Source organism: Prochlorococcus sp. MIT 0801, assembly GCF_000757865.1.
Taxonomy (GTDB): Bacteria; Cyanobacteriota; Cyanobacteriia; order PCC-6307; family Cyanobiaceae; genus Prochlorococcus_B.
This window is the reverse complement of the sequence record NZ_CP007754.1, coordinates 1,091,649-1,113,962: the sequence shown is the minus strand read 5'-3', so window position 1 is coordinate 1,113,962 and position 22,314 is coordinate 1,091,649. Positions and strand designations below refer to the sequence as shown.

30 protein-coding genes and 2 pseudogenes are annotated in these 22,314 nt (G+C 35.2%); 17 read left to right on the top strand and 15 right to left on the bottom strand.

Translation table 11 applies throughout. The features are described from left to right. The first annotated feature begins 65 nt into the window (after positions 1–65). Complete coding sequence (locus EW15_RS05980; RefSeq protein ID WP_038655255.1) at positions 66–272, top strand: high light inducible protein; 207 nt, start codon at positions 66–68, stop codon at positions 270–272. Continuing rightward, the gene (locus tag EW15_RS05975; protein WP_011294605.1) at positions 272–397 is read left to right on the top strand and encodes a chlorophyll a/b-binding protein; all 126 of its coding nucleotides are present in this window, start codon (positions 272–274) and stop codon (positions 395–397) included. Before EW15_RS05980 ends, EW15_RS05975 begins: the two co-directional genes overlap by 1 nt. Before the next feature lie 556 nt (positions 398–953). On the opposite strand, the gene EW15_RS05970 is transcribed toward EW15_RS05975, so the two are convergent. The 3 genes from EW15_RS05970 to EW15_RS05965 form a co-directional block, all read right to left on the bottom strand. Then, positions 954–1,136, bottom strand: coding sequence for a hypothetical protein (locus EW15_RS05970; RefSeq protein WP_038653141.1), 183 nt, complete (start codon positions 1,134–1,136; stop codon positions 954–956). A 15-nt stretch (positions 1,137–1,151) separates the two neighbouring features. Next, on the bottom strand, positions 1,152–1,316 hold the full coding sequence (locus EW15_RS11235; protein WP_197049650.1) for a hypothetical protein: 165 nt from the start codon (positions 1,314–1,316) through the stop codon (positions 1,152–1,154). A gap of 176 nt (positions 1,317–1,492) precedes the next feature. Continuing rightward, positions 1,493–1,840: a hypothetical protein gene (locus EW15_RS05965; protein WP_038653138.1), complete on the bottom strand. Its 348-nt coding sequence runs from the start codon at positions 1,838–1,840 to the stop codon at positions 1,493–1,495. 158 nt (positions 1,841–1,998) lie between these two features. On the opposite strand from EW15_RS05965, the gene EW15_RS05960 reads away from it, so the two are divergent. Next, a complete protein-coding gene (locus EW15_RS05960) occupies positions 1,999–2,196 on the top strand; it encodes a hypothetical protein (RefSeq protein WP_225866527.1) in 198 nt (65 codons plus the stop codon). A gap of 264 nt (positions 2,197–2,460) precedes the next feature. On the opposite strand, the gene EW15_RS05955 is transcribed toward EW15_RS05960, so the two are convergent. After that, a complete protein-coding gene (locus EW15_RS05955) occupies positions 2,461–2,724 on the bottom strand; it encodes a hypothetical protein (protein ID WP_038653131.1) in 264 nt (87 codons plus the stop codon). Positions 2,725–2,728: 4 nt separating this feature from the next. After that, positions 2,729–3,115 carry a putative quinol monooxygenase gene (locus tag EW15_RS05950; protein ID WP_038653128.1) on the bottom strand — a complete coding sequence of 129 codons (387 nt, stop codon included), beginning with the start codon at positions 3,113–3,115 and terminating at the stop codon, positions 2,729–2,731. 161 nt (positions 3,116–3,276) lie between these two features. Here EW15_RS05950 and EW15_RS05945 point away from each other — a divergent pair, with 161 nt between their 5' ends. Next, entirely contained in the window at positions 3,277–3,810 is a 534-nt protein-coding gene (locus tag EW15_RS05945; RefSeq protein ID WP_038653125.1) for a peptide deformylase, read from the top strand. Between the two features lie 92 nt (positions 3,811–3,902). Here the strand turns inward: EW15_RS05945 and EW15_RS05940 are convergent, their stop codons facing one another. The 3 genes from EW15_RS05940 to EW15_RS05930 all read right to left on the bottom strand — a co-directional run bounded on the left by EW15_RS05940 (position 3,903) and on the right by EW15_RS05930 (position 5,423). After that, entirely contained in the window at positions 3,903–4,454 is a 552-nt protein-coding gene (locus EW15_RS05940) for a PDZ domain-containing protein (protein ID WP_038653122.1), read from the bottom strand. Beyond that, positions 4,451–4,840, bottom strand: coding sequence for a hypothetical protein (locus tag EW15_RS05935; RefSeq protein ID WP_038653119.1), 390 nt, complete (start codon positions 4,838–4,840; stop codon positions 4,451–4,453). The genes EW15_RS05940 and EW15_RS05935 overlap by 4 nt, the downstream gene beginning before the upstream one ends. Before the next feature lie 193 nt (positions 4,841–5,033). Continuing rightward, the gene (locus tag EW15_RS05930) at positions 5,034–5,423 is read right to left on the bottom strand and encodes a hypothetical protein (protein ID WP_038653117.1); all 390 of its coding nucleotides are present in this window, start codon (positions 5,421–5,423) and stop codon (positions 5,034–5,036) included. Positions 5,424–6,344: 921 nt separating this feature from the next. Here EW15_RS05930 and EW15_RS11230 point away from each other — a divergent pair. The 3 genes and pseudogenes from EW15_RS11230 to EW15_RS05925 all read left to right on the top strand — a co-directional run bounded on the left by EW15_RS11230 (position 6,345) and on the right by EW15_RS05925 (position 7,147). Continuing rightward, the gene (locus tag EW15_RS11230) at positions 6,345–6,509 is read left to right on the top strand and encodes a hypothetical protein (protein WP_197049649.1); all 165 of its coding nucleotides are present in this window, start codon (positions 6,345–6,347) and stop codon (positions 6,507–6,509) included. An 88-nt stretch (positions 6,510–6,597) separates the two neighbouring features. Beyond that, positions 6,598–6,786 (top strand): annotated as a pseudogene (locus tag EW15_RS10870) (DUF4214 domain-containing protein); the annotation flags it as partial. Positions 6,787–6,958: 172 nt separating this feature from the next. Beyond that, complete coding sequence (locus EW15_RS05925) at positions 6,959–7,147, top strand: hypothetical protein (protein ID WP_038653114.1); 189 nt, start codon at positions 6,959–6,961, stop codon at positions 7,145–7,147. A 207-nt stretch (positions 7,148–7,354) separates the two neighbouring features. Here EW15_RS05925 and EW15_RS05920 read toward each other — a convergent pair whose 3' ends face one another. Then, positions 7,355–8,338 carry a prepilin-type N-terminal cleavage/methylation domain-containing protein gene (locus EW15_RS05920; RefSeq protein ID WP_038653111.1) on the bottom strand — a complete coding sequence of 328 codons (984 nt, stop codon included), beginning with the start codon at positions 8,336–8,338 and terminating at the stop codon, positions 7,355–7,357. A gap of 69 nt (positions 8,339–8,407) precedes the next feature. On the opposite strand from EW15_RS05920, the gene EW15_RS11680 reads away from it, so the two are divergent. Further along, positions 8,408–8,542, top strand: a complete 135-nt coding sequence (locus EW15_RS11680; RefSeq protein WP_225866526.1) for a helix-turn-helix domain-containing protein — start codon at positions 8,408–8,410, stop codon at positions 8,540–8,542. Between the two features lie 418 nt (positions 8,543–8,960). On the opposite strand, the gene EW15_RS11605 is transcribed toward EW15_RS11680, so the two are convergent. Beyond that, entirely contained in the window at positions 8,961–9,095 is a 135-nt protein-coding gene (locus EW15_RS11605; RefSeq protein WP_255327213.1) for a hypothetical protein, read from the bottom strand. 427 nt (positions 9,096–9,522) lie between these two features. Continuing rightward, positions 9,523–9,810 carry a DUF3104 domain-containing protein gene (locus tag EW15_RS05915; RefSeq protein ID WP_225866525.1) on the bottom strand — a complete coding sequence of 96 codons (288 nt, stop codon included), beginning with the start codon at positions 9,808–9,810 and terminating at the stop codon, positions 9,523–9,525. A gap of 119 nt (positions 9,811–9,929) precedes the next feature. Between EW15_RS05915 and EW15_RS05910 the strand changes: the two genes are divergently transcribed. Both EW15_RS05910 and EW15_RS10865 read left to right on the top strand, forming a co-directional pair. Further along, positions 9,930–10,148 (top strand): hypothetical protein, encoded by a 219-nt coding sequence (locus EW15_RS05910; protein WP_038653108.1) that lies wholly within the window; start codon positions 9,930–9,932, stop codon positions 10,146–10,148. Positions 10,149–10,217: 69 nt separating this feature from the next. Next, positions 10,218–10,367, top strand: a complete 150-nt coding sequence (locus tag EW15_RS10865; RefSeq protein ID WP_156095758.1) for a hypothetical protein — start codon at positions 10,218–10,220, stop codon at positions 10,365–10,367. 106 nt (positions 10,368–10,473) lie between these two features. Here EW15_RS10865 and EW15_RS05905 read toward each other — a convergent pair whose 3' ends face one another. The 3 genes from EW15_RS05905 to EW15_RS05895 all read right to left on the bottom strand — a co-directional run bounded on the left by EW15_RS05905 (position 10,474) and on the right by EW15_RS05895 (position 12,146). Further along, positions 10,474–10,773, bottom strand: coding sequence for a hypothetical protein (locus EW15_RS05905; RefSeq protein WP_038653105.1), 300 nt, complete (start codon positions 10,771–10,773; stop codon positions 10,474–10,476). Positions 10,774–10,894: 121 nt separating this feature from the next. Beyond that, positions 10,895–11,233, bottom strand: coding sequence for a hypothetical protein (locus EW15_RS05900; protein ID WP_038653102.1), 339 nt, complete (start codon positions 11,231–11,233; stop codon positions 10,895–10,897). Between the two features lie 562 nt (positions 11,234–11,795). Further along, a complete protein-coding gene (locus EW15_RS05895) occupies positions 11,796–12,146 on the bottom strand; it encodes a hypothetical protein (RefSeq protein WP_038653100.1) in 351 nt (116 codons plus the stop codon). A 316-nt stretch (positions 12,147–12,462) separates the two neighbouring features. Here EW15_RS05895 and EW15_RS05890 point away from each other — a divergent pair, with 316 nt between their 5' ends. The 7 genes from EW15_RS05890 to EW15_RS11465 all read left to right on the top strand — a co-directional run bounded on the left by EW15_RS05890 (position 12,463) and on the right by EW15_RS11465 (position 22,086). After that, positions 12,463–13,452 (top strand): prepilin-type N-terminal cleavage/methylation domain-containing protein, encoded by a 990-nt coding sequence (locus EW15_RS05890; RefSeq protein ID WP_038653096.1) that lies wholly within the window; start codon positions 12,463–12,465, stop codon positions 13,450–13,452. 618 nt (positions 13,453–14,070) lie between these two features. Next, the gene (locus EW15_RS05885) at positions 14,071–15,780 is read left to right on the top strand and encodes a prepilin-type N-terminal cleavage/methylation domain-containing protein (protein WP_038653093.1); all 1,710 of its coding nucleotides are present in this window, start codon (positions 14,071–14,073) and stop codon (positions 15,778–15,780) included. Positions 15,781–16,357: 577 nt separating this feature from the next. Then, positions 16,358–17,773, top strand: coding sequence for a tetratricopeptide repeat protein (locus EW15_RS10320; RefSeq protein WP_052041179.1), 1,416 nt, complete (start codon positions 16,358–16,360; stop codon positions 17,771–17,773). A 3-nt stretch (positions 17,774–17,776) separates the two neighbouring features. Then, a complete protein-coding gene (locus tag EW15_RS05875) occupies positions 17,777–19,474 on the top strand; it encodes a carbamoyltransferase C-terminal domain-containing protein (protein ID WP_038653090.1) in 1,698 nt (565 codons plus the stop codon). Between the two features lie 122 nt (positions 19,475–19,596). Further along, a complete protein-coding gene (locus EW15_RS10315) occupies positions 19,597–21,327 on the top strand; it encodes a tetratricopeptide repeat protein (RefSeq protein ID WP_052041178.1) in 1,731 nt (576 codons plus the stop codon). A 205-nt stretch (positions 21,328–21,532) separates the two neighbouring features. Further along, a complete protein-coding gene (locus tag EW15_RS05865) occupies positions 21,533–21,757 on the top strand; it encodes a hypothetical protein (protein ID WP_052041177.1) in 225 nt (74 codons plus the stop codon). A gap of 218 nt (positions 21,758–21,975) precedes the next feature. Then, entirely contained in the window at positions 21,976–22,086 is a 111-nt protein-coding gene (locus EW15_RS11465) for a DUF3104 domain-containing protein (protein ID WP_225866524.1), read from the top strand. Between the two features lie 25 nt (positions 22,087–22,111). Here the strand turns inward: EW15_RS11465 and EW15_RS11675 are convergent. Next, positions 22,112–22,174: pseudogene (locus tag EW15_RS11675) on the bottom strand (GGIII-like transmembrane region-containing protein); the annotation flags it as partial. Positions 22,175–22,314: the final 140 nt, after the last annotated feature.

The window sequence follows — 22,314 nt, the reverse complement described above, 5'->3', positions numbered from 1 at the left end:
CCGACCGTATCTTTGATCAACAAAGTTAATACTTTATGTTCATTCACATCAACGCAATTTCAGTAATGACAAGTTCATCTTCTTCTCAGGTAATCACTGAGTACGGCAAGCAAAACATCTTTGGCCGTGAAACAAAGCCACAGCTTGTAGAGGACTACACCAGCTATCCAGAAGCAGCAGAAAAGACAAATGGCCGTTGGGCAATGATCGGAATGGTCAGTCTTTTGGTTTCATACTTCACAACAGGTCAAATCATTCCAGGTTTCGTTTAATGAACAAAGAAACTAACTACTGGAAAACAGCCGAGCAAATGAATGGCCGCCTTGCGATGATGGGCTTCTTTGCAGCTGTGATTAACTACGGAATAACAGGCTGGATCATTCCAGGAATAGTTTAATTCTGATTCTTAAGATCTAATCAAAAAAGACCTCTTCTCTGTCATTACAGAAGAGGTCTTTTTTAGTGCTTTGGCAGCACTAGGTCGCATGTTCGAATCCTGTCGCCCCGATACGTTATAGACAGGTTTCCAGCCTGTCTTTTTTTATTGAAAATTCCCAAAGGTCCCTCACGGGTCCCTCTTAGGTATGTACTCGCTAGTTAAAGCTTTATTTCTTGTTTTTCCAGCCGAACATCTCAACCATTTTTCCTGTTGAAGCAAAGTTTCCAATCGCTCCAAGTAACAAACCAAAAGCAATCAGATTGGGACGATTCCACCAATTATTTCAGATTTAGCAAAGAGAATCATTTTTATTGTTGAGGGGGGACTTTTCTCCTCGTATAACTTTTGCTCTTCTCGTTTGATCGCAATAAATAATCACCCTACATAAAACTGCTAAGCCAATCAAGTTGGGAATGATGCCGCCAAAAAATTTGAACTCATCAAATAATTCCATATATATCTTTATCGACTCCAGATTGACTTATTTAGATTAGAGACTTAAAAAAGCAATTGCCTAGTCTTGCTTCTCTTCTTCTTGGTTAAATTTAAACCAATCGTTTTCTTTCATTCCCCTTTTAATAGCAGTAACAAGTGCTCCAAGGAAAAATGATCCTAATCCAGCAAATATTGCCAAAGTCAGTAGAGGCCTAACTCCGTATACGGCAGTATCTTGAAGAGCAGGATCTAACGGATCCATTAATTTTTTGTTTTATTAGTCGTCATAAACTTTGCATGTTGAAGAAGTTGGGTGAATTTCACATTCTTCTTTCCAAAACTCCTCTCTGGTTTTAACAGGGATTTCGTAATTGAAATCATGCATAACTCGAATATCACTCAACGCGTTTTTGATGACTGAAAATGGGGTTCTGATCTTCATAAACCTCCTGTTCGGATGAATATGTTCTACTTGATTTCTTGTGATTTAAACACCTCGGCTTTTACTTAAGTACTACTTCCTATTCATTCGATAGGGAACAAAGAAAGGGGCCGACCTAAGTCAGCCCCACTGGTTCCGATAGCAATCGGCTGTCAACCATTTTTATTTTGACAGGTTTAGGAGAAAACTCTTTGGTATGGAGTTTGTCCGTTCATTAATGATGTGTCTATTGGCTTGCAGATATTCATTAATGCATTCAGTCCAAAACCAGGCCCTGTTGGACCATCAATGAATTCCTGGAATTCTTCTATGGAAATCCCTTCTTTTGTTTCCCAAATACAGTAGACAGGACCATTTGCAGTAACAGCATTAGCTGAATGGTTGAAAAACCCTTTTTCTTTGTTGGCTGCTACAGCCTCATCCCATCCTCCACCAGGAGCCATTGCTGCATAAGCAGTTTCCCACCACTTAGAGGAAGTACCAGCCCTGAATTCGTGATGAACAATATAAAAGTTAGATGCCATTGAGAATTTATTTTGCAGGATATTTTTAACTTAAAAAACGATTTTTCAGTTGATTCATCCTGCTTTCATGACTTTTATGTTGTTAAAGGTAAAAATTAATACATGCATTAACTATCGCCTATGGATAGCTATAAACAAGGAGTAAATGATTGAAACCTATGTCTAAGAGAACATGGATGAGCGGTTTTAAATTAAATATTCATGCACCAGGGACTGGATTTGCACTGATGCTTTTAGCTATAACTCAAGTTCCAGTAGCAATTAAAACCACAGCGGAAATTTATTGTATGGAAAAGCTAGGTCAGAAATATAATTCAGCAGTCGTAGCGATTATTCAATGTAACGGTGGTAAATGAATCTATCTCAATAATTAATCCTGTTATTAGCTGTTTTTATTTTACTAATATCTACTTATTGGGTATTTAGAACACTTAATGAAGGGAGAAAAGTCGTCGTTCCATTTCGCTAGTAGCAAGTTTTCTTCTCGTTGCTCATGATCCGAACGCCTACCCATGCGAGTCCTAATCCAATCGCAGCTGGTAATCTGATAGTTGTGATCTTTATAAGGTTGTTCATTATATCTACTAAGTGGAAACTTATTCTTATACTTCAAAAAGAATCTATAAAGGCCCTTCTAGCCGATAAACAATATCTTTGCAGTTGTTAGCTTTGTCCCATTCCCTAGCGAAAGGATTATCGAGGATTTTTGCAAAAGCTTCTAAACTTGTGACGTTATAGAAAGAATGTGATTTATGCTCATTGATTTTGTTTAACTCATAGTCAATAACAACACCATTTCCATATTCTTTGACAAACTTTTCTATAGTTTCTTCGTAGTACTCAAACGAGCAGTCAAAAGTACATACAATAAATAGTTTTTCCATTTAATTAGACCCTGCTATAGCCAAGCTTGCTTTCAAAGATTTTTAATGGCAATTCAGTTGCTTCCATAGCTGCTTTACATTTATCTCCAACTGTTCCATAAACTTCCATAGTGAAATTATTGCCAAGTTCTGCATGACCTTGTAAATATTCTCCTACAGGTGGATTTGATAGATGAGCAAGGAAAGCCTCGTCATTTTTATAAACTTCGGACCAAACAAAACAAAGAGGATCTTCAGGATCTTGATCAAAAGTATGGTGAATCATTCCTGGTTCTGAATCTTCAACAGCCTTATCAGTTTTAGCTGCAAGTAATAAGTATTCTTGAACTTTATCTGGCTTAACTTGAATACGAGCAAGAAGAATAAAGGGTGTCTCAGCTCCGAATGACATTAATTTATTTCAGTTCAAGCTCACCATTGCATATTTCTCTTAAAGTTTCAGTACAGAAGGCCATCTCTTCAGGCTCTTCTGACAAAAGCATTTTTCAAACTAATGACACCTTTTACATGTGCTGAGTCAAGGTAAGCTATTGCTTACGGCATGATTGGTATATGGCTATTAGGAATGTTCTTCGAATTGGTCATCCTGCATTGCGTACACGCGCGGCGGAGATTCCTGATGATTGGTTCGGCAGTCAACGTCTGCAGCAGCTGATAGACGACCTGTTCGATACAAAATTGGCTTGCTCTGGGGCAGGGCTAGCGGCACCGCAGATCGATGAACCTTGGAGGATTTTTGTTGTCGGTATGGGGCATAACCCCCGATACCCCGATGCTGATCCTTTACCTGAACGTGCGCTGATCAATCCGGTTATCAAATCAATTGGAGATGAATTAAGTTCTGGTTGGGAAGGTTGCCTCAGCGTGCCTGACTTGCGTGGTGAGGTGGAGCGATGGCAACGTATTCACCTGAAATGGCAAGATTTAGAAGGGGCTTTTCATACAGAAGAGTTGCTAGATTTCCATTCACGAGTCGTTCAGCATGAAAACGATCACTTGGATGGTGTGCTTTTCCCTGATCGTCTTACCAGCCCACTAGCTTTTGGATTTCAGGATGAGCTACAGGCTCATGGACGGATTCCTTAGTTGTCTATTTATGGAAAGTTGATGCTAGATAGCAAATTCCCTTTCAGATTACCCACATCATCCCGTCAACCAAGGGCCCTGATGACAGCTTGTTATCTCAATGACTTTCCATTTTGCTGCAACATCGGGTCTAAGTCTGATGGTAACTCTCGATTAAACCATTCTCTTAGCTTCATTTGATTCAGATATTCGTTATTTGGAATTTCAAAAGTATCTCTAACCAAGCGAATTTTAATTTTTTTCCTTTTTCCTTTTTCGTTTGTTCTTTCAAGAACTAATTTTACTGTCTTATTTTTTGGTCCTTTTATTAATTCAATTGCTTCTTCTATGCCCATTCCTTTAGTTGACTTCCCATCTATCTCAAGAATTACATCACCTGATTCAATATCTGCATTAGAGGCAGGAGTTCCATTAATAATTGATTGTATTGTTATTTCAGAATTTTCAGTATTTAGGAAAAGATTAACGCCTATACCAGTAATTTCTTTTTTGAGCTTATGAATTGAACTCTGGTTTGTTCTTACGCAGCCTGAATAATCTCTAGCATCGAGACAGCGTTTATGAATTTCATTACTTATTTCAGCCTTTACCGAAATAGGTGAGAGAAGCCCAGTGCTTAGGGCGAGGAGTAAAAAGCGTTTCATTTTAATTCTCTTAAAACAGCTCGTGAGAAATCAAAAAAAACCTGAACGAGCACCTTTGAATAGACGGAAGTAATTGCTAATGTCCAATAAACCAATGGAATAATAAGGAGAATCCACCAAATCCTGAAAATATTTGACCAGATAAAATTTAAAGTTGGTATAACTCCAACAAATACCAAGCTTAAAAGAAAAGCAAATATCAATACAAATTTCTTACCACCTTTCGTCTTGATAAATGTCAGTAAAGGTCTTATATATTTTTCAGGTAGCAAATCTCCCCAACGAGATGGTCGATACTTTATCCAAAAGCCCATATCTTTTCTGATCTGTCTGTCATAGGCTGCAAGAATTTCTTTTAGTGTCTTCTTATTAGTCAAGCTGTTCATCACCAGAGTCTCCTTTTACCAGTCCAGTTATATAGCAACCAAATTACAAACCCCACCATAAATAAAGGCATAAAACTATCCAGTAATAAATAGGCTGAATAGACGATTAATGGAAAGAAGATGACACGTTTTATATTGAGACGTCTACCTCTAGATAGTTTTTTGAATGGCTTAAGGAAGAAGTTGTTCATTATTATCCTTTTAGTAATCCATAAGTACACAAAATTGGGTTTGCAATTAGAACAACCCAAAACGGTGGAGGTGGACCAGCATCAACAATAACTCCTGCATTAAGAGTATTGAATATTGCAACTATTAAGAGGCAAGACATTAATACCAATTCACCCAGTAAAACTTTCTTGGCAGATTCGTGATCTCTGATGGAACTAGAAATTATTAATAAGAAGCCAATACCTATATTTGTTGCTGCAACAACATCTGCTGTCCCTCTAATAAATAATAATGTTTCTACTGAGACTGATGTGGCAATGGTATCAATAGAAAAGATCAACAGGTTTATTAGCAGTACACCTAATAACAAGTGAAGAGAGCCAACAGTTTTTAGGATTGTTTTTATTTTCATTAATAGAATCCGAAAGTCGAAGTCGCAGGGCATGAACCCTCACTCGACATAAATGCATTCTTTCAAACTAATGATACCTTTCCATGTGTTTGGGTATGACTTTGCGCTGTGATCATGGTTCCTCTTATGATATTTTTTTGGCATTGGATATAAAAAAACAGAATCAAGAGATATAGAATTTACGGCTGGAGCTGGAAAACAATTGCTGGAATATATGGAGTTTCAGCAACAACAGTTAGAAGGTGATCAATCGCTTGAAAACTAGGCAAAAGTTAGAGTTGCAACAAGTAGGAAATAAACCAAGCGGCAAATATAATTTTTCCCAGAATAAGAAATGGAAGAAACTTAAAAGCCTTCTTTTCTAATGCTGCTTTATTAATGGAGTTCATATAAGAAATCCCTCTCAGCGGAGGGTTAACTAAAACTGTGTGAGAAAGCTTTGCGAAGAGAGGACAGGATTTCGGCGACTGTCCTCTGATCTAATTTGATCACGCTTCTTAGTACGCCATCAATCTAAAATTTAATCTAAAAGGAAATTTTCTTGAGCTGATGTTCGGTTCAGGTAGAGCTTTCCAGTCTTTTTTACTATTTTCTGTTAAGAGGTGGTCTATGGCTTGAGCAAGTGTTTTATGAGCGGAAAGGCTTCGACACTTTTGCGTAATTTATTTTTTCATCCTTTAGTCGCATTGCTGACTGCACTATTGGTGGTGGTGGGACTCTATCTGACGGATTCAAGATGCCAGGAACAGCAATGGAATATACCTGTGACGGAATAATACCATCAGCACATCATATACATTGTGATAGAGGTGAACACCCTGATCTCTGTAACTGCTAGGAGATTGGCAATTTAAGTAATTTTCTTCATAGACAAATGGTTATCGTTTTCGCTTGAGTGGCTGATATGTCCCTACTTCGACTATGGATTCTTTTCCCAAAGAGACTCATAGATATGCTTTCTCATTGGTTAAGGCAGTAAGGACCATGCCTGTTGATATAGCAGAAAAGCTTGATCACATAAAGCAATTAAGATTCAATGTTCAACTAAAGAAATTAAGAAAAAGAATTAATAGAAGGATCACTTAGAAATTAACTTTTTATTCAACTTTTTGTGGTGTTTTCCTTCTCCTATTTATGTAGAGCTGAATTTAAATAACGTTAAGGAGACGATGTAACCGATTCAACCTATTTAAATACTCTCTATCAGAATGTTCTAGGTCGTGATGCTGATACAGGAGGCTTAAACTATTGGCTAGGCCAATTGAATAGTGGAGCGGAAACAAGATATGAAGTACTCCTTGGACTTGCAGAATCAGCTGAGAATAAAGCACTCTTTACTGACATGACTGGGTTCGGTTGGTAGTCGTACTATGCACGAGTCCCTTTAAAAGAAACCTTTTACGGGTTTATTCGCACCGCGGTTTTTATTTTGCGTCACCGCTGATAAGTATGGAGATTTTTGCTTAACAAATCCAAATTAGCGAGGGATAGAAACAATTTAATTAAGTTAACTAGTCAACCAATGGTTATCAATTATGGCACTCTTAACTTATACACAAGCGAGCAAAAAGTTTGCTTATAGGAGTAGATCGACGCTATACAAACTCAAAAGAGATGGATTGTTAGACGATTATCTATGTGAGGTTAAGGGAAAAGATCAGCACCTTTTAAATTCCATTGGAAAGCCAAAATTAAAAGATTACTTAGGTTTAATATTGCAATAGCACGCTAACGGGGTAATAAATAATCATTTTTAAAGTATGCACTTTCTCTATTTTTAGCTGTCCATAGGAGATTTCTTAATCTCTCTAATCCACTGGTATTACTGCTATTTCTGCAATTAACCAGTGCCTACAACTATTAGGGCCAAAGGCTAGACCGAATCCGCGCCCTTTGGATGACCTGACCCATATGACACCCCCAGTAAGAACCTAGTTATTACATATTGGTATTTCTACAAGTCCCACTCCTTCGCCTTGCCAATTAGGAAAATCATTCCAATTTGCTGATGGATTTTGATCATTAAGATCTAAAATAAAAGAAGTATGATCTCCATCTGGATCAGTTCCCATCCCACACCATTCACTGTTACAAACCCCCCAAGTGGATGGTCTATAGAGTGAAGATTCCCCTGAGATCCAACCATTACCATATGGTGCGCCCTCATCAGCTTCGACAGTCTTTGTTAGACCGATATGTAAATTAAGATGACCTTGTTGTACGGGTATATGTTTCCTTCCCTCTTCATTGAAAATATTCATTAGAAAATCATTCTCTTCTTTATCGTTAATCGTTGCCAAATTGCCACCAAGCTTTTTAGCATTTGCTTGAGCTTCTAGCCAGCTTGGACCTCCAACCCATGCATAAGCAGAACAACCTCGCTCTATATAGGTTTCTTCAATAACAATGTCTTCAAATTGATCTGAAAGGACAAAGTCTCTTGTTTGTTGGCCTCTGAAAGTATTGCAAAGCATTCCCAAGCAATCTTGAAAGTTATTTCCAGTCTGTTTTTTAAAGCTATAAGTTAATTCATTACCACTAGAAGCCAATATAAAAGTAGGCAATATATTTGTATCAGTAGGTATTGCACTAATCAATCCAGTTCCTGATGCTCCACCACAACCATTAGATCCATCTGATTGGATTTGATAAGAATTTAAATTACTTAAAGTAAACGTACCTGCGCTACCCGTATCAGATTTATTAATTTCACACTCAGTTTGTATTTGTTTCATTGCTGCCAGTGCAGAAGTCGCCTGAGCTTTTCTCTGAAAGCAGCTAAACGTGGGGATTGCAATCGCAGACAGGACTGCAAGCACTGACACAACAACTACAAGTTCAATTAAAGAAAAACCTTCCTCACCTTGCTTACCCAAGAGCAGCTTGAAGAGTTTTAGCTTTATACTTTCCTCCATCTAGTCAATCTAGATTAAATTTATAAAGGTGTCTTCAAATATTGAGAAGCCCTGCTGTTAATTTCGCTAATGCTTTTTATCTGGGCGTTAGATACCAAGAAAACAAGAATTAACAGGTATAGAAAATACGGTTGGAACTGGAAGAAAATCTCACTTGTTTACGGGGTTTCTCCTAGCACTGTTAGGCGGTGGTCTATGGCTTAAAGAGTTAACTATTTATTCACATTTTTGTAGTGTTTTCCTACTCCCTACAGGCCAAAAGAAGGATTAGACCAAAGATGTATCAAGAGGAGGTCTTATGAGACTATTCACTCCCTTCACTATTCCTCAAAAGGAAAACTGCGACCTTTGCAGGATTAACAACAACAAGAAAAAAGCAGTTGAAAATCATCTATTAGATAACTTATTTAGAAACCTTTATAGGCAGAGATTCGATTTCGTTTTTGACTGAGTGAGGCTTATATATCGCCCTGTTCTTTTAATAGATCTTTTAAAGTTTTACCGCCCTTTGAGTGGACTAGCTCTTCAAAAGTTTTCTTTGCTCGGCGGTAATTTTTTGTTTTTTCTTCTGTTCCTTTGGTCGTCTTATATCTCTACCAACCTCTAGGCTCATTTCTTTGTATTAAGCATCTCTTCTTTCCATATCTTTTCTAACTTGTTTTGGATCCATTCCAAGGAGAACAGCATCATCTTGACCTCTAAATCTTCGACAATTACAAACAAGATCAATATCTGTTCCAGATTTAAACTCTTTCACTCTTGCTTCAAACCACTTATTAGCTGGTTTTGGAATGTTGCGATCTTCATGCCAACTCTGCTAAACCAAACTATCAAACATTTTTAGGCCCTCTTCCCTTACAACCCCATCAATTCTGTCAAAGGGGTTTCATAAAGGCATTATGGTTCATTTATAAAGAATCTCTTTGGTGACTTTGGACCATGGATACATGAGCTCTTTCCCATGGAGCTAAACACCTCTATTTGGTCAAAATATTTCTTTGGATGGACTTCAGGTTCAGTCATATGAGGTAGGGGTTTCAAAGCTTTGCTTGTTTTCTATGCTGATTTCACCTATAAATTTTATTGAGGCCAAACCTCATCAAGACATAAATTGACTTCATATAGTACGAGTCAATTTAATAACCCCTTTAGTTATTGGAATTTCTAGAGGGGTTTCTTGTTGGTTATTGCTGCTGTTGCTGTATTTGCTCGTAAAAGGAAGAGAGCTTTTTGATTGTTGTTCGATATTCACTAACTATCTCGATAACTTCCTCTCCATGAATCCAGCAATTTTCTCCAGAATCTACATTTGCGCTTTGGGAGAGAGTCTGTGCGTCTGGATATCTTGATCCACCAATAAAAGTAAGAATTTTTCCTATCTGATCTTTTTCATAGAGTACAGCGTCCCCAGGTCTAACTTTTAAAAATATAGGTTCATCCAAAAGTTCATTTTGTCCAAATCCATCAAGCAATGGAAGTATCCTTTTTGACCAATCATCAGAATTTATACAAATTGGGTATTTCTTTCAGCTAGTAAAAATATTTTCCTTGGCCAATCTAGTTGTATAGAAATTTAATTGTTGTCCCGACGATGCTTTTTGCGGTTTTTTCTGGAACTGGTAATTGGGTTCCATCTTCTTCCCTTCTCTATATTATTTTGATCTTGGGGGCGCTCCTTACAGCTGGTGTCGCTATGTCAGCCTTTTCATTTTACGATGATTACTATTGGGCTGATGAAGATTTTAGAGATCAGCTTAGATTTCAACCTTCAAATAGAAATTCATCCAATCAAAAGACTCGAAAGGTTTAAACAAGATTTATAAAGTGAGTTATAGAAAAATATGAAAGCTAACTATAGATTAATAATTAGATATTTTAAATGAATTTCTTACAAAATCTTTCTCCAATTAATCAACTCGTGATTTTAGTTGCTTTTATTGGACTTTTATTTGGTTTTCTGGTGGTTTACCTAGATAACAGCAAAGACTATGCATTGAAGCGAGATTGGCGAGACAAAGATAGTAAATAATCGCCTAACAAAGAGAAAATATGAAATATACATGACATGACTCCAAAATATTGTCGATGTCCGAGAGTTTGTCTTATTTATATTGTGTGATCGTAGGGGATAGTAATTAATTCATACCAACCAAGCCTGTCTTTTGATAAATCTCGTCAACTTTGGTCATTTCTTCATCATCTTCATGAAAAGAACAGGTATACATAAGATTTATCACACGGTCCAGGTCAATCTTTCTATCTGCAACATCCTGCCAAAGTCTCTTAGTTAATTCTTCATCACCTCGGGCAAATTGAGCCTGTACTAAATCTCTTACAACCTGAAAAACTGCTTGGCGGTCATTTCTTATTCTTGCCTCTTGGGTTCCTATTGGAACCTGCGATGACTTTGAAGTGAATTTGTTTTTTAGGTTCAATGGATTTTTCCTTAATGTTTGTATCTATTTTTACAAAAAATTGATTTGTGACAATCAGTATTTATTTTGATCTTTCAAAAATTGAAATAATGAACCTAACTTTAAATACCTGGTTTTCTTGTTAAGCACCTTTAACTAGGAGTGATGTTTCGTCAAAAGCACTAGCTTGATCTTTCGTTTGGAATCTGGAATAGATCAAAAGATGAGTATCTAATGAATGAGCCATTGCATCAGCAATTAGTTTTGGAGCTTTATAACTACCATCCGCTTTAGGTCGATTGTGACCGCAGTAGGGATATCTATGCCGGAATGAATAAGCAGTTAATTCTTGACTTTCTCTGGAAACTTCTGTTCTGATAGCCTCCCAAACTTTTCTGCGACTTAAATAAGTTCTAAAAGTATCGCCAGCATTACCCTCTTTACAAATCGGGGGAAAGTCGTTTAAAACCTTCCTTTTCACATATCGCTAATTGTTCTTTTAGATGCCAGTTAATTGGACCATCAATGTCATGGACCAGCAACGGATATAAACAAACGTCTAGCCCCTGGTTTTTCTCCTTTCTTACCACCTCTCGAGTTTTCGTAATTAGTCCAAATCTCTTGACCAAAATTGCGGGTGTGGATAGTTCGGAGGTCCTAAGGTCTTAGGCCATAAACAGCCATATATCGAAAAGCAAATCTCCATTTATTTCCAATTTCATCTAAGGGGAATGAATCTAATAATCGAAGAATTTGTTAATCAGTTAAGGGATAACCAATTCTTTTTTTAGTAGTGACTACATCTTTATCTGTTACGGCTGGGGGCAACTATGTGGACTCTAACTGCTGTTCCTGAACACAAAACCGAAGAAACCCAAAAAGGGCTAGGTGCATGTGTCTTCTTATTGGTGTTCCTTGTTGCCATTGTTTAAGTGCAAGCTTGCAAAGTACTGGCCCATTTAAAGGTGCTTTGGAAGTATTTCTAGTGGCCTTGATTAGGTTCTTAAAGACAGGGTGATATTTGCTACGCCTAGTCGAATCTTTTACACGATCTTTTTAAATTCCCTATAAGTCTCGATTGTTTTTTCCAAGTTAATTTCTGTCTCACTTGAAACTGTGTGAGCAATATTGAAGCAAGTTTTTATATCTAATCTTTGATTTGATTCTTCATAAGCTTTTGCTGCTGATCTAATTCTTAAAAGTGCACTAGACCAATCTGATTCTTTCCATGCGTATGGAATTGTTAAATCTACAATTTTTTTAGCATCCTTACGAATTTGATCCCTTGTTGATTCTTTATTACCTTGCATGACTAACCAACCTTTTGGGATAGAAGCTTTAACTGCTTTTCGAAATTCTTTTACCCAACTTGGTTGATCGACTGTTTTAGTCAATTCAGGAGCACTAGGTCGCAGGTATTACTCAGGGGGCTCTGTAGGGGGCGCTTGAAAATTCTAATCCCTTTGAATATGTTCTAATTTCCTGGCCTAAAAGGTGGAAGATAAAGAATTACTGATAAAGGTCGCAAGTCTTATGACTTGGAATAAATCAAACGCTGATAAATAGACCACCTCCTAACTGTTGTAGGACTCACGCCGTAAATATCAGCAATCTTTTCCAGATCCACCCATAAGAACGAAATCGATTGATCCTTGTCCGTTTAGTTTTTAATGCCCAGACAAAAAGCATTATTCGATCTAGATTGACTATATGGAGGAAACTTTAAAGCTAAAACTCTTCAGGCAGCTCTTGGGTAAGCAAGGTGAGGAAGGTTTTTCTTTAATTGAACTTGTAGTTGTTGTGTCAGTGCTTGCAGTCCTGTCTGCGATTGCAATTCCCACGTTTAGCTGCTTCCAGAGAAAAGCTCAAGCGACTGCTGCATTGGCAGCCATAAAACAAATTCATACTGAATGTGAAATTAATAAATCTGATACAGGTAACGTAGGTACATTTACTTCAAGCAATTTAAATTCTTATCAAATCCAATCTGATGGATCTAATAGTTGTGGTGGAGCATCAGGAACAGGATTAATTAGTGCAATACCTACCGATACAAATATATTGCCTACTTTCATATTGGCGACTAATAGTAGTGAATTAACGTATAGCTTTAAAGGTCAAACAGGAACTGATCTCTCCAAAGGATTGGGTTTGGTTTGCAATGTAGCCAATGGTTACACAGGAGGTAGTACATTTCAGGCGAATATAGAAGCTAATTCTTTTGTCAGAAAAGATACTTATATCGAAAAAGGTTGCTCGGCCTATGTTTTAGTTGACGGTCCTAATTGGACCGATGCAAATGCAAATGCAATTGCCTTAGGAGGCAATCTTGTTTCCGTTACAGACCTAGAGGAAAACATTTGGATAGGAGAAGAGTTTTCTAAAGCAAAATATCAGTACTCTGATGATAATCATTCCTGGGCACCAAATGAATGGTCAATCAATCATTTTTGGACAGGTGCAAAAAGGAATCCAAACGGTAGCTGGGAATGGTCCAATGGAGACAATTTTGATAATTCTTTTTCTAATCTAGTGTTAAACAACAACATTGAAGAAGGTCCGGATTCTAATTCTGATCGATTATTAGCAATATTCAATAATCCAAACGCTTCCAACCAGAATATGTATCTCGATGATATGACTAACACTCCTATTGAGGGTAGTTACCAGGGATTGGCAGAACTTTCAATCTGCAACTAATTTTAGAAGTATGTCTTTCTCCATGACATCAATTAAGATCCCATGGAATAACTAGCTTCCCTAGACGTTAAATAAAAGCTACATTATATCTGGTCATACTAGTCGATTACAGTCGTATTTCAGGATCAGGCTAAAACACAAAAGTTAGGCAATGTTAGATAACCACAGGAGCTTAATCTTTTGAGTGGAAATATTTCCTCTGATATGACAGTCATCTTTTCTTAGAGTTTTTGTCGATTAAGTCTTCTTGTTTAGGTCTAATTCTTTCTCTGTTGAAATCACAAATTTCAATGCCAGATGGAGTATGTAAAACTCTTTTGAATTGATATGAATTTGATGGCCAAGGGTTTTTGGGTAGTGATTATAACTGTAAAGGTCAAGGTGAATCCAATTTATTGAAGTAATTTTTTCTAGCGATCAACAAGGAAATGCAAATACCTAAAATAAGCAAATAAAACTGCCATTATTTTGAAAAATGCTTAAATAGTGAGGAGTAAGAACCGACAAGTTCAATGCGTTCGACTTGATTAGTTTTGCGCCGCTTTTTATTGCTCGTCCTAACAGCAGGGATTCTCAATAATTGAAGACACTTTTATAAATTCAAACTAGATTGACTAGATGGAGCAAATTTTAAAGCTTAAGCTGTTAAGGAAGCTCTTGCGTAAGCAAGGTGAGGAAGGTTTTTCTCTAATAGAACTTGTTGTTGTTGTTTCTGTACTGGCAGTCCTATCTGCGATTGCAATCCCCACGTTTACCTGCTTCCAGAGAAAAGCTCAAGCGACTGCTGCGTTGGCAGCCATGAAACAAATTCAAACTGAGTGTGAAATCAATAAAGCCGACACGGGCAAAGTAGGTACATTTACTTTAAGCAATTTAAATTTTTATCAAATCCAATCTGATGGATCTAATGGTTGTAGTGGAGCATCAGGAACTGGATTAATTAGTGCAATACCTACGGATACGAATATTTTGCCTACTTTTATATTGGCGTCTAATGGGAATGAATTAACTTATAGCTTTAAAGGGGAGACAGGAACTAACTTCTCAGAGTGTTTAGGATTACTTTGTATTAGTTCTAATTCTAGTGGTGGAGATATAGAGGACGCACTTGTTAAACTATCCTCAGGGAATGGCTCAAATAGCATTATTAGCTGTGATGGTAATTTTTATACTGAGCGAGGAGATTGGTCTACTGGTGATGAAGGCCACGTATTTCGTGTAGATATAAAATCTGGTGAAAAAGTTTTAATAGATTCGACAAAAGATGGTACCCCATCAACAGGAGACTCAGCATTTATACAGGATCTATCATGCAATGGTAGATATGCATTGCTAAGTATTGACGAATATGGCTCAGTTGACCTGGACGGTATTTCTGGTCCAAATAGTCAGGCTGGTAATAGTGAAGGACCACAACCTATATATAGAAAAGATCTAGTGACAGGTGAAATTACTAGAGTAGATACTCTTGATAATAATGAAAAAATCCAGACGAGTTGGGGCATTGATATGGCAAGAATGTCTTCAGACGGAAGATATGTTGTATTTGAAAGTATTGATACTAGATTTGCAGGTTTAGAAAGACAAGATGGAGGGAGAGGGTTGATTTATAGAAAGGATATGGAAACAGGGGAGCTTATTGTTGTCCCTACAAAAGCAGATGGTTCTCCAGGTAGTGGTAGGACACGAGGAGGTAGCTATGCGACTAGCCAAATTGGGATTAGTGATGATGGCTCAAAAATAAGTTTTGTTTATGAAGGCGATGATTTAATCCCAGGAGCAAGTGGAACGAACCTTTATGTACAAGATATTAATACTTCAGAAATTTCACTGGTATCCTCAAATAATCAAGGCGATCAATTGTATGGATTTGGAGGAGGTGGAGGAAGCTCTATCTCTTCAGATGGTTCAAAAGTAGTGTTCACAAGCAGGGGGGGGAATGGGAATACTCAAATCATGGTCAAAGATCTGAACTCTGGAGAGTTAAATGCTATTAGTGGGAGTTCATCTGGAAATGAGGGTGATGGATGGTCACAACAGCCATCTTTTTCAAGAGATGGTAACTACGTAGTTTTTCAATCATCGGCTACAAATATTGATGATAACGATACAAATGGAATAGCTGATATTTATGTCTACAATACTTCCACTGGTCAAACAAAAAGGATACTAGATGACAAAGCTAATCAGTTCGACAGTCATCTAAGGGAGCCAGTGATAACTAGTGATGGGAAGCACATTACTTTTAGATCTGATAGTAGTGGAATATCACCAGATGGTGAGAATCAAGGTTATGAAATTTATAAGGCACAGAACCCGTTCTTTTAATGCTCAAGAGGAACCCAAACTTCAAACTATTTGAAATGAAATTGGAGAAATCAATGTCAAGACTTTTTATATAGATAAATTTCTAATCCCTTGTGCTGTATTTGCTTTACCTCTCAATATGATCGCTGGTACATGGGTTGTGACAATTGTTTCGGGTTGAGGTTTTATTGCGATGTTTGGTTTTGCTTCTGCAGGTGGAGTCTATCAAGGTTTAATAAAGACAACGCTTGAAAACTATGCCTTTGCAAGAAAAACGAGGAAGGATAATAATAATGAGTCAAGCTGAAATTGATAAATGCTTTTTTTAGAAAAGAGAGATGAAATTATTAGAAAAACAATCCTCACTTAAGTCATTCAGAATGGTCTATAAAAATAACCAGACTGAACTTCTTCCACATTCGTTCAACTTAGTAATCTAGTTTAGATATCTCTACACATACGTTTTCAATACTCATAGGAAGTTCAAACATTTTTTTTATTTAATCAATTGTCTCTAAAAGAATAACAATATTTATTTTTACAAAATTTAAGCCTTTTGAAATATATAATTTAATAGGACCTTACCTAAATAATAAAAATGTCTGAAGGGGGAAGTAAGAAGAATGGAGTTAAAATATATACAGTCGCCTCTTCTATTAGTGATTTTAGCGATAATATAACTTTAAGTTCAGAAATTTCATTTAAAGAGTCTAAAGAACAAATTATTGGAAAAGCAATAAGTTTTCATTTGAATGGTAACATTTCAGAAGCTGTCAAACACTATCAATACTGTATAAAAAATGGTTTAATTGATTATAGAGTCTTTACTAATTATGGAGTCATTTTAAATGATATTGGTAAATCTAAAGAAGCAGAGATATTGTTTCGTAAAGCTATTGATCTAGATCCAACTAAGGAAAACGCATATTACAATTTAGCAAATGTATTTAGGAGCCTTAATAGATTAAAGGACGCTGAAATTTATATACGTAAGGCCATAGAAATTAGACCTAATTTTGCTGAGGCCCATCTTAGCCTTGCAAATATATTGAGAGACCTTGGTAAATTTAATGAATCAGAAATATCTTTATGTAGTGCTATTAAATTTAAACCTGACTTTGCTGAAGCTCATCTAAATCTTGGAAATATCATGAGAGATCTAGGAAAATTAGACGAAGCTCTAATATCAGTTCGTAAAAGTATTGATATTAAACCGGGATTTGCAGAAGCTCATTTAAATCTTGCAAATATATTGATGGATCTTGGCCAATTAAATAATTCAGAAATCTCTACTCGTAAAGCTATTCAATATAAACCTAACTATGCAGATGCATTTTGTAAGCTCGGAAATATCTTTAAAGAACAAGGAAAATATGATGAAGCAATATTGAGTTATAATAAAGCATCTAAGCTTGAACCTAAAAATCCAAAATATTATTCAATTCAGGGTCTTAAAGTTTCTGATTTTTACAGAGAGAATTTATTGGAAAATATTGACCTAATTAATATCATAGAAAATTGTGATTGGGAAAATTCTAAAAAACTTTTAGAAAAAATTTGTAGAAATATACCAAAATATACAAAGGATTATGTTAATGAATTCATTAAACTCTGGTGCGATTTTGGAAAAAAACTTGTTGATCAAAGTTTAACAGACAATCTATTACCAATTTTTATACAACTTATAATAATAAATGAAAGAAATGAAGATATAATTGATCTTAGTAAATATATATTTAAGAAATATGATTTAAATAAATTACTAGGATTATTAGATGAAAAAGACAAGTTTCTTCTCATATTAGGTTATTGTGAATATAAATATACTATAAACAAATTTTCAGAAGTAGAGAATTTATCCTGTACTAATATTCAGAAATCTATGATCCTAATAAGTGATAATGAGACAGAGGATATTGGCTGGCTTGTTACGCGAAGAAGTCTTGCCCTATTTAAAGAAAATAATTTAGCTAGAAAAGCTTTAATAAATTTAATTAATACTTTACCAATTTAGGTCATGAATGTAATTGTTGGAATCAATAATAGTCATAATGGGAGTGTAGCATTGTTATGCGATGGTGAAGTAAAAGTCGCTATTCAAGCTGAACGTATTTCGCGCTATAAACGTCAGAGTCTACCTCTTGGTGATGAATTAGAACTAGCACAAAGATGTTTAAACTATTGTTTAAACTATAGTGGATTAAAATTAGAAGATATAAATGCTATTGCACTTTCTACTCCATGGAAAGTAAAGAAGATTAGTAATGAATTATTGTTCAAATATATTGGAGGAGTTCCTAAAAATTACTTTGGTACATACTACGTACCTCATCATTTATCTCATATGGAATATATTCTTCATTATGGATTTAGCAAGCCAGGAATAGTATTAGTAATAGATGGAAGTGGTTCTTTAGTGGAAGATAAAAATCATTTTAATATTAAAGAAAAATATCACTCTAAAATTATTAACTTTTCGCATTTTTGTGGTAAAGAAGTTATTTCAGCATATTGGTTTGATGGGAAAGAATCTCACCTGATTTATAAATTCAGTCCATCTATAGCTGCTATTGAAAATTACAATTCAAATTCTAAAGGATTTCTCCAGAGCATCGGTCATTATTGGGATTGGGCATCATTATATTGTTGTGGCAAGCGAAGTTCTGCAGGAAAAGTAATGGGTTTAGCCGCCTATGGTGAAGATATAGATTCTAACGAAAATGATTTACTTAGTATTAGTGATTCTGGAAAAATCACTTTAGACTTTTCCAGAATCAATCAAATATATAACAAACCTAATATCTTTAGTTTAGATCTTTCTGATAGTATACATCATATTAATTTAGCAAATAGAGTACAGTCTGAGACAGAAAATGTAATTTTAAAGTTATTAGATCTTCTTAAGTCTAAATATCCATGTGAAAATCTATATCTTTCTGGAGGGGTTGCACTAAATGTTGTTGCAAACGAAAAAATAAAAAAGAGTAATTTATTTAAATCTATCATTTTAAATGGATCTGTCGAAGACAATGGCACTGCCATTGGTGCAGCCATAGCAGTGAATCAAAAAATGAGTTTTAATCGTAAGTTTTCAGTAATAAATGATTATTATGGCATAACTTATAATGAGCAAGAAACTATAAATGAATTATCAAACTTTGATTTAAAATATGAAGTTCTTTCTAATGATGATTTATTTGCAAAAGCGTCTAACCTTATTCATCAGGAAAAAGTTATTGCTTGGTTTCAAGGGAAAAGTGAATTTGGACCAAGAGCTTTAGGTAACCGAAGTATTTTAGCCAATCCATCTTGTAGATTCACAAAATATCTCTTAGATCACTATATGAAGTGCAGAGATAGATACCGTCCTTATGCTCCTGTTGTAATAGAAGAACGTGCCAATCTCTATTTTGATATGAATGATAGTTCTCCAGTTATGATGAGGAATGTAAAGGTTCTAGATAAAAGACTCATTGCTGTTCAACATATTGATGGCACAGCTAGAGTTCAAACTGTAAATGAAAAACAAAATAAAATTTTATATAAATTGCTTATAGAAGTAGAAAAGTTGACTGGTATTCCAATTCTATTGAATACTTCTTTTAATTTACCTGGAGAGCCAATAGTTGAGTCGCCTAAAGACGCTTTATCTTCTTTTTCCAGAGGAAATTTAGATTATTTGTTTATTGGTAATCTAATAATTTATAGAAATTAAATCTTTAATGACTTCAAATACAGAAATAATCTAATGATCTATACGATAATTATTATAACTTAATTGGGCTGCTAAAAAACAACTATTTAATGTATGATGATGTCAATATATTGTTTTAAATATTGGAAACAGACAAAAATGAAGAACTAAAAACTAAAAAAGCTGCTGGAGAAACCTCTAAGGTGAAGGTTTTTTTAGTTTCTCAGTCTTCAAAAGGAGATAAGGTTTCAAATACAATAAATCCAATTACTTTGAGTAATAATTTACATACTTCTAATAAGGAAGGTTTAATTCATAAAGCAGTTAAACTTCATTTAAAAGGTAACATTTCAGAAGCTGTTAAACACTATCAATACTGTATAAAAAATGGTTTAATTGATTATAGAGTTCTTACTAATTATGGAGTTATATTAAATGATATTGGTAAATCTAAAGAAGCAGAGATATTGTTTCGTAAAGCTATTGATCTAGATCCAACCAAGGAAAACGCATATTACAATTTAGCAAATGTATTTAGGAGCCTTAATAGATTAAAGGACGCTGAAATTTCTATACGTAAGGCTATAGAAATTAGACCTAATTTCGCTGAGGCTCATCTTAGCCTTGCAAATATATTAAGAGATTTTGGTCAATTAAATGAATCAGAAATATCTTTATGTAGAGCTATTAAATTGAAACCTGACTTTGCTGAAGCTCATCTAAACCTTGCAAATATATTGAAAGATCTTGGTAAATTAGATCATGCTGAATTAGCCGCAAGGAAAGCAACTAGTCTAAAGCCAGACTCTGCAGAATATTTGTTTAATTTGAGTAGAATTTTAGAAGATCTTGGAAAGATAAATGAAGCTAAGTTGTCAATTTGTCGAGCTATCGAATTGAAGCCTGATTATGCAGAGGCTCATAACTTTCTAGGGAATTTGTTAAGAGAGACTGGGGAAATAGATAAGGCTCTTAAAAGTTATTCTGAAGCAATATCTTTTAAACCAGGTTTTAATTCTGCATTAATGAATAGATGGCAATTATTTTTTGATAAAGGAAATTTTAATTTAGCTTTAAATGATGCAGATTCTTGTAATTCGCAAATATCTCGAGTATGTGCTTTAGAGACTCTTTATGCTTTAGGAAGAATTGATGAAATTTATGACAGAATTGAAAAAACTGCTAACTTGGATGAATCAAATATAAGATTAGCAGCATTTTCTTCTTTTATAGCAGCTCAGGAGAATAAATATACTGCTAATAACTTTTGTCCAAATCCCCTCTCTTTTTTACATATTAATAATTTAAATTTTTATAAAAGTAATTCTAAAAAATATATTAATGAAATCATTGATGAGCTACAAGGAGTAAAAACCATATGGGAACCTAAGGAGAATACTACTCGAAATGGATTTCACACTCCAAATAATATAAATTTATTTTCTTACTCAACGAAGGCAATTTCACAACTCAAGTCATTAATATTAACTGAATTAGATGAATATTATTCTAAATTTATGAATCATTCTTGTTCCTTTATTCAAGAATGGCCATCTAAAAAGAATCTTTTTGCATGGCATGTGATTTTGAAGAAGCAAGGTTATCAATCTGCGCATATTCATGAATCAGGTTGGTTAAGTGGCGTGATTTATTTGAAGGTTGTCCCCCCACTTGGTAAGGATGAAGGTTCAATAGAATTCAGTTTGAATTCAAATAATTATTCAAATTTAAACTCTCCTCAATTTACTTATCAACCAAAAATAGGTGATATAGTCCTATTCCCTTCTTCTTTACATCATAGGACAATACCTTTTAGTACAGATTCAGACAGAATGGTTATAGCTTTTGATTTAATGCCAAATTCCAAATCCTGAAAGTAAATGGACTGAAATACTCCCTTACAGAAAAGAGGGATCTAATGGTGATGGTCGATAAGAAAGATAAGTTTTATCTTTTCACGATCTATGATTTGAATCTGCAAGCTTTTTTCGCGGGAAAATTTCCTCACACAATCTTTAGTTACCCATCCACAATAAGGGTTTATTTTTTCCTAATATTCTTCTTAATCAGATTGCTGGAATGATTGATTCAATTGGGAATTTTATAATCTCTGCTGATGCATGGACTGGGAATATTCAAAACGAGATGGATGCAAAATATGTAGAACAGTCATCGCTGACAAATCTTTTTACAGAGCATAAGTTTTGGGGTTGGGCTGGACTTCTTTCAATCTTCGTAGCGATTGCCGCAATATTATATTTCCAATTTCAAGAATGGGAACAAGAAGATCAGCAACAAAAATGACGAATACAAACGAAGATTCTCAATATCTAATTGAATATTTCTCAGGCATTGAAAAGGGAGATTTCTATGAGGAACCAGTCCAAGACGAGTATCCAGATTGGTAATTAAAAATACTTCTCCTGTCATATGGATTTAGTTAGAAAGTATTTATGAACCTCTATTTTTTATAAGTCAGACCTGGGGACGTTATTTTCTATGAAAAAGATCAGATAGAAAAAATGGTTACTTTTTTTGGTGGTTCACGAGATCCAGAGGCAACCACACTTTTTCAGATCGCAAATGTCGATACTGGTGAAATCCGCTGGATTCATGTTGAGCAAGTTACCTAGATAGTTTGTAGATATCGGAAAACAATCAAAAATCCCTCTTCCTTTTACGAGTAAATACAACAACAACTGCAATAACCAAAAAGAAACCCCTCTGGAAATTTCATTAACTAAAGGGGTTATTAATCGACTCGTACTACATAAAGTCAATTATGTCATGATGAGGTTTTGCCTAAATTAAATATATAGGTGAAATCAAGCTAGTAAACAAGCAAAGATTGGAAAGCGCTA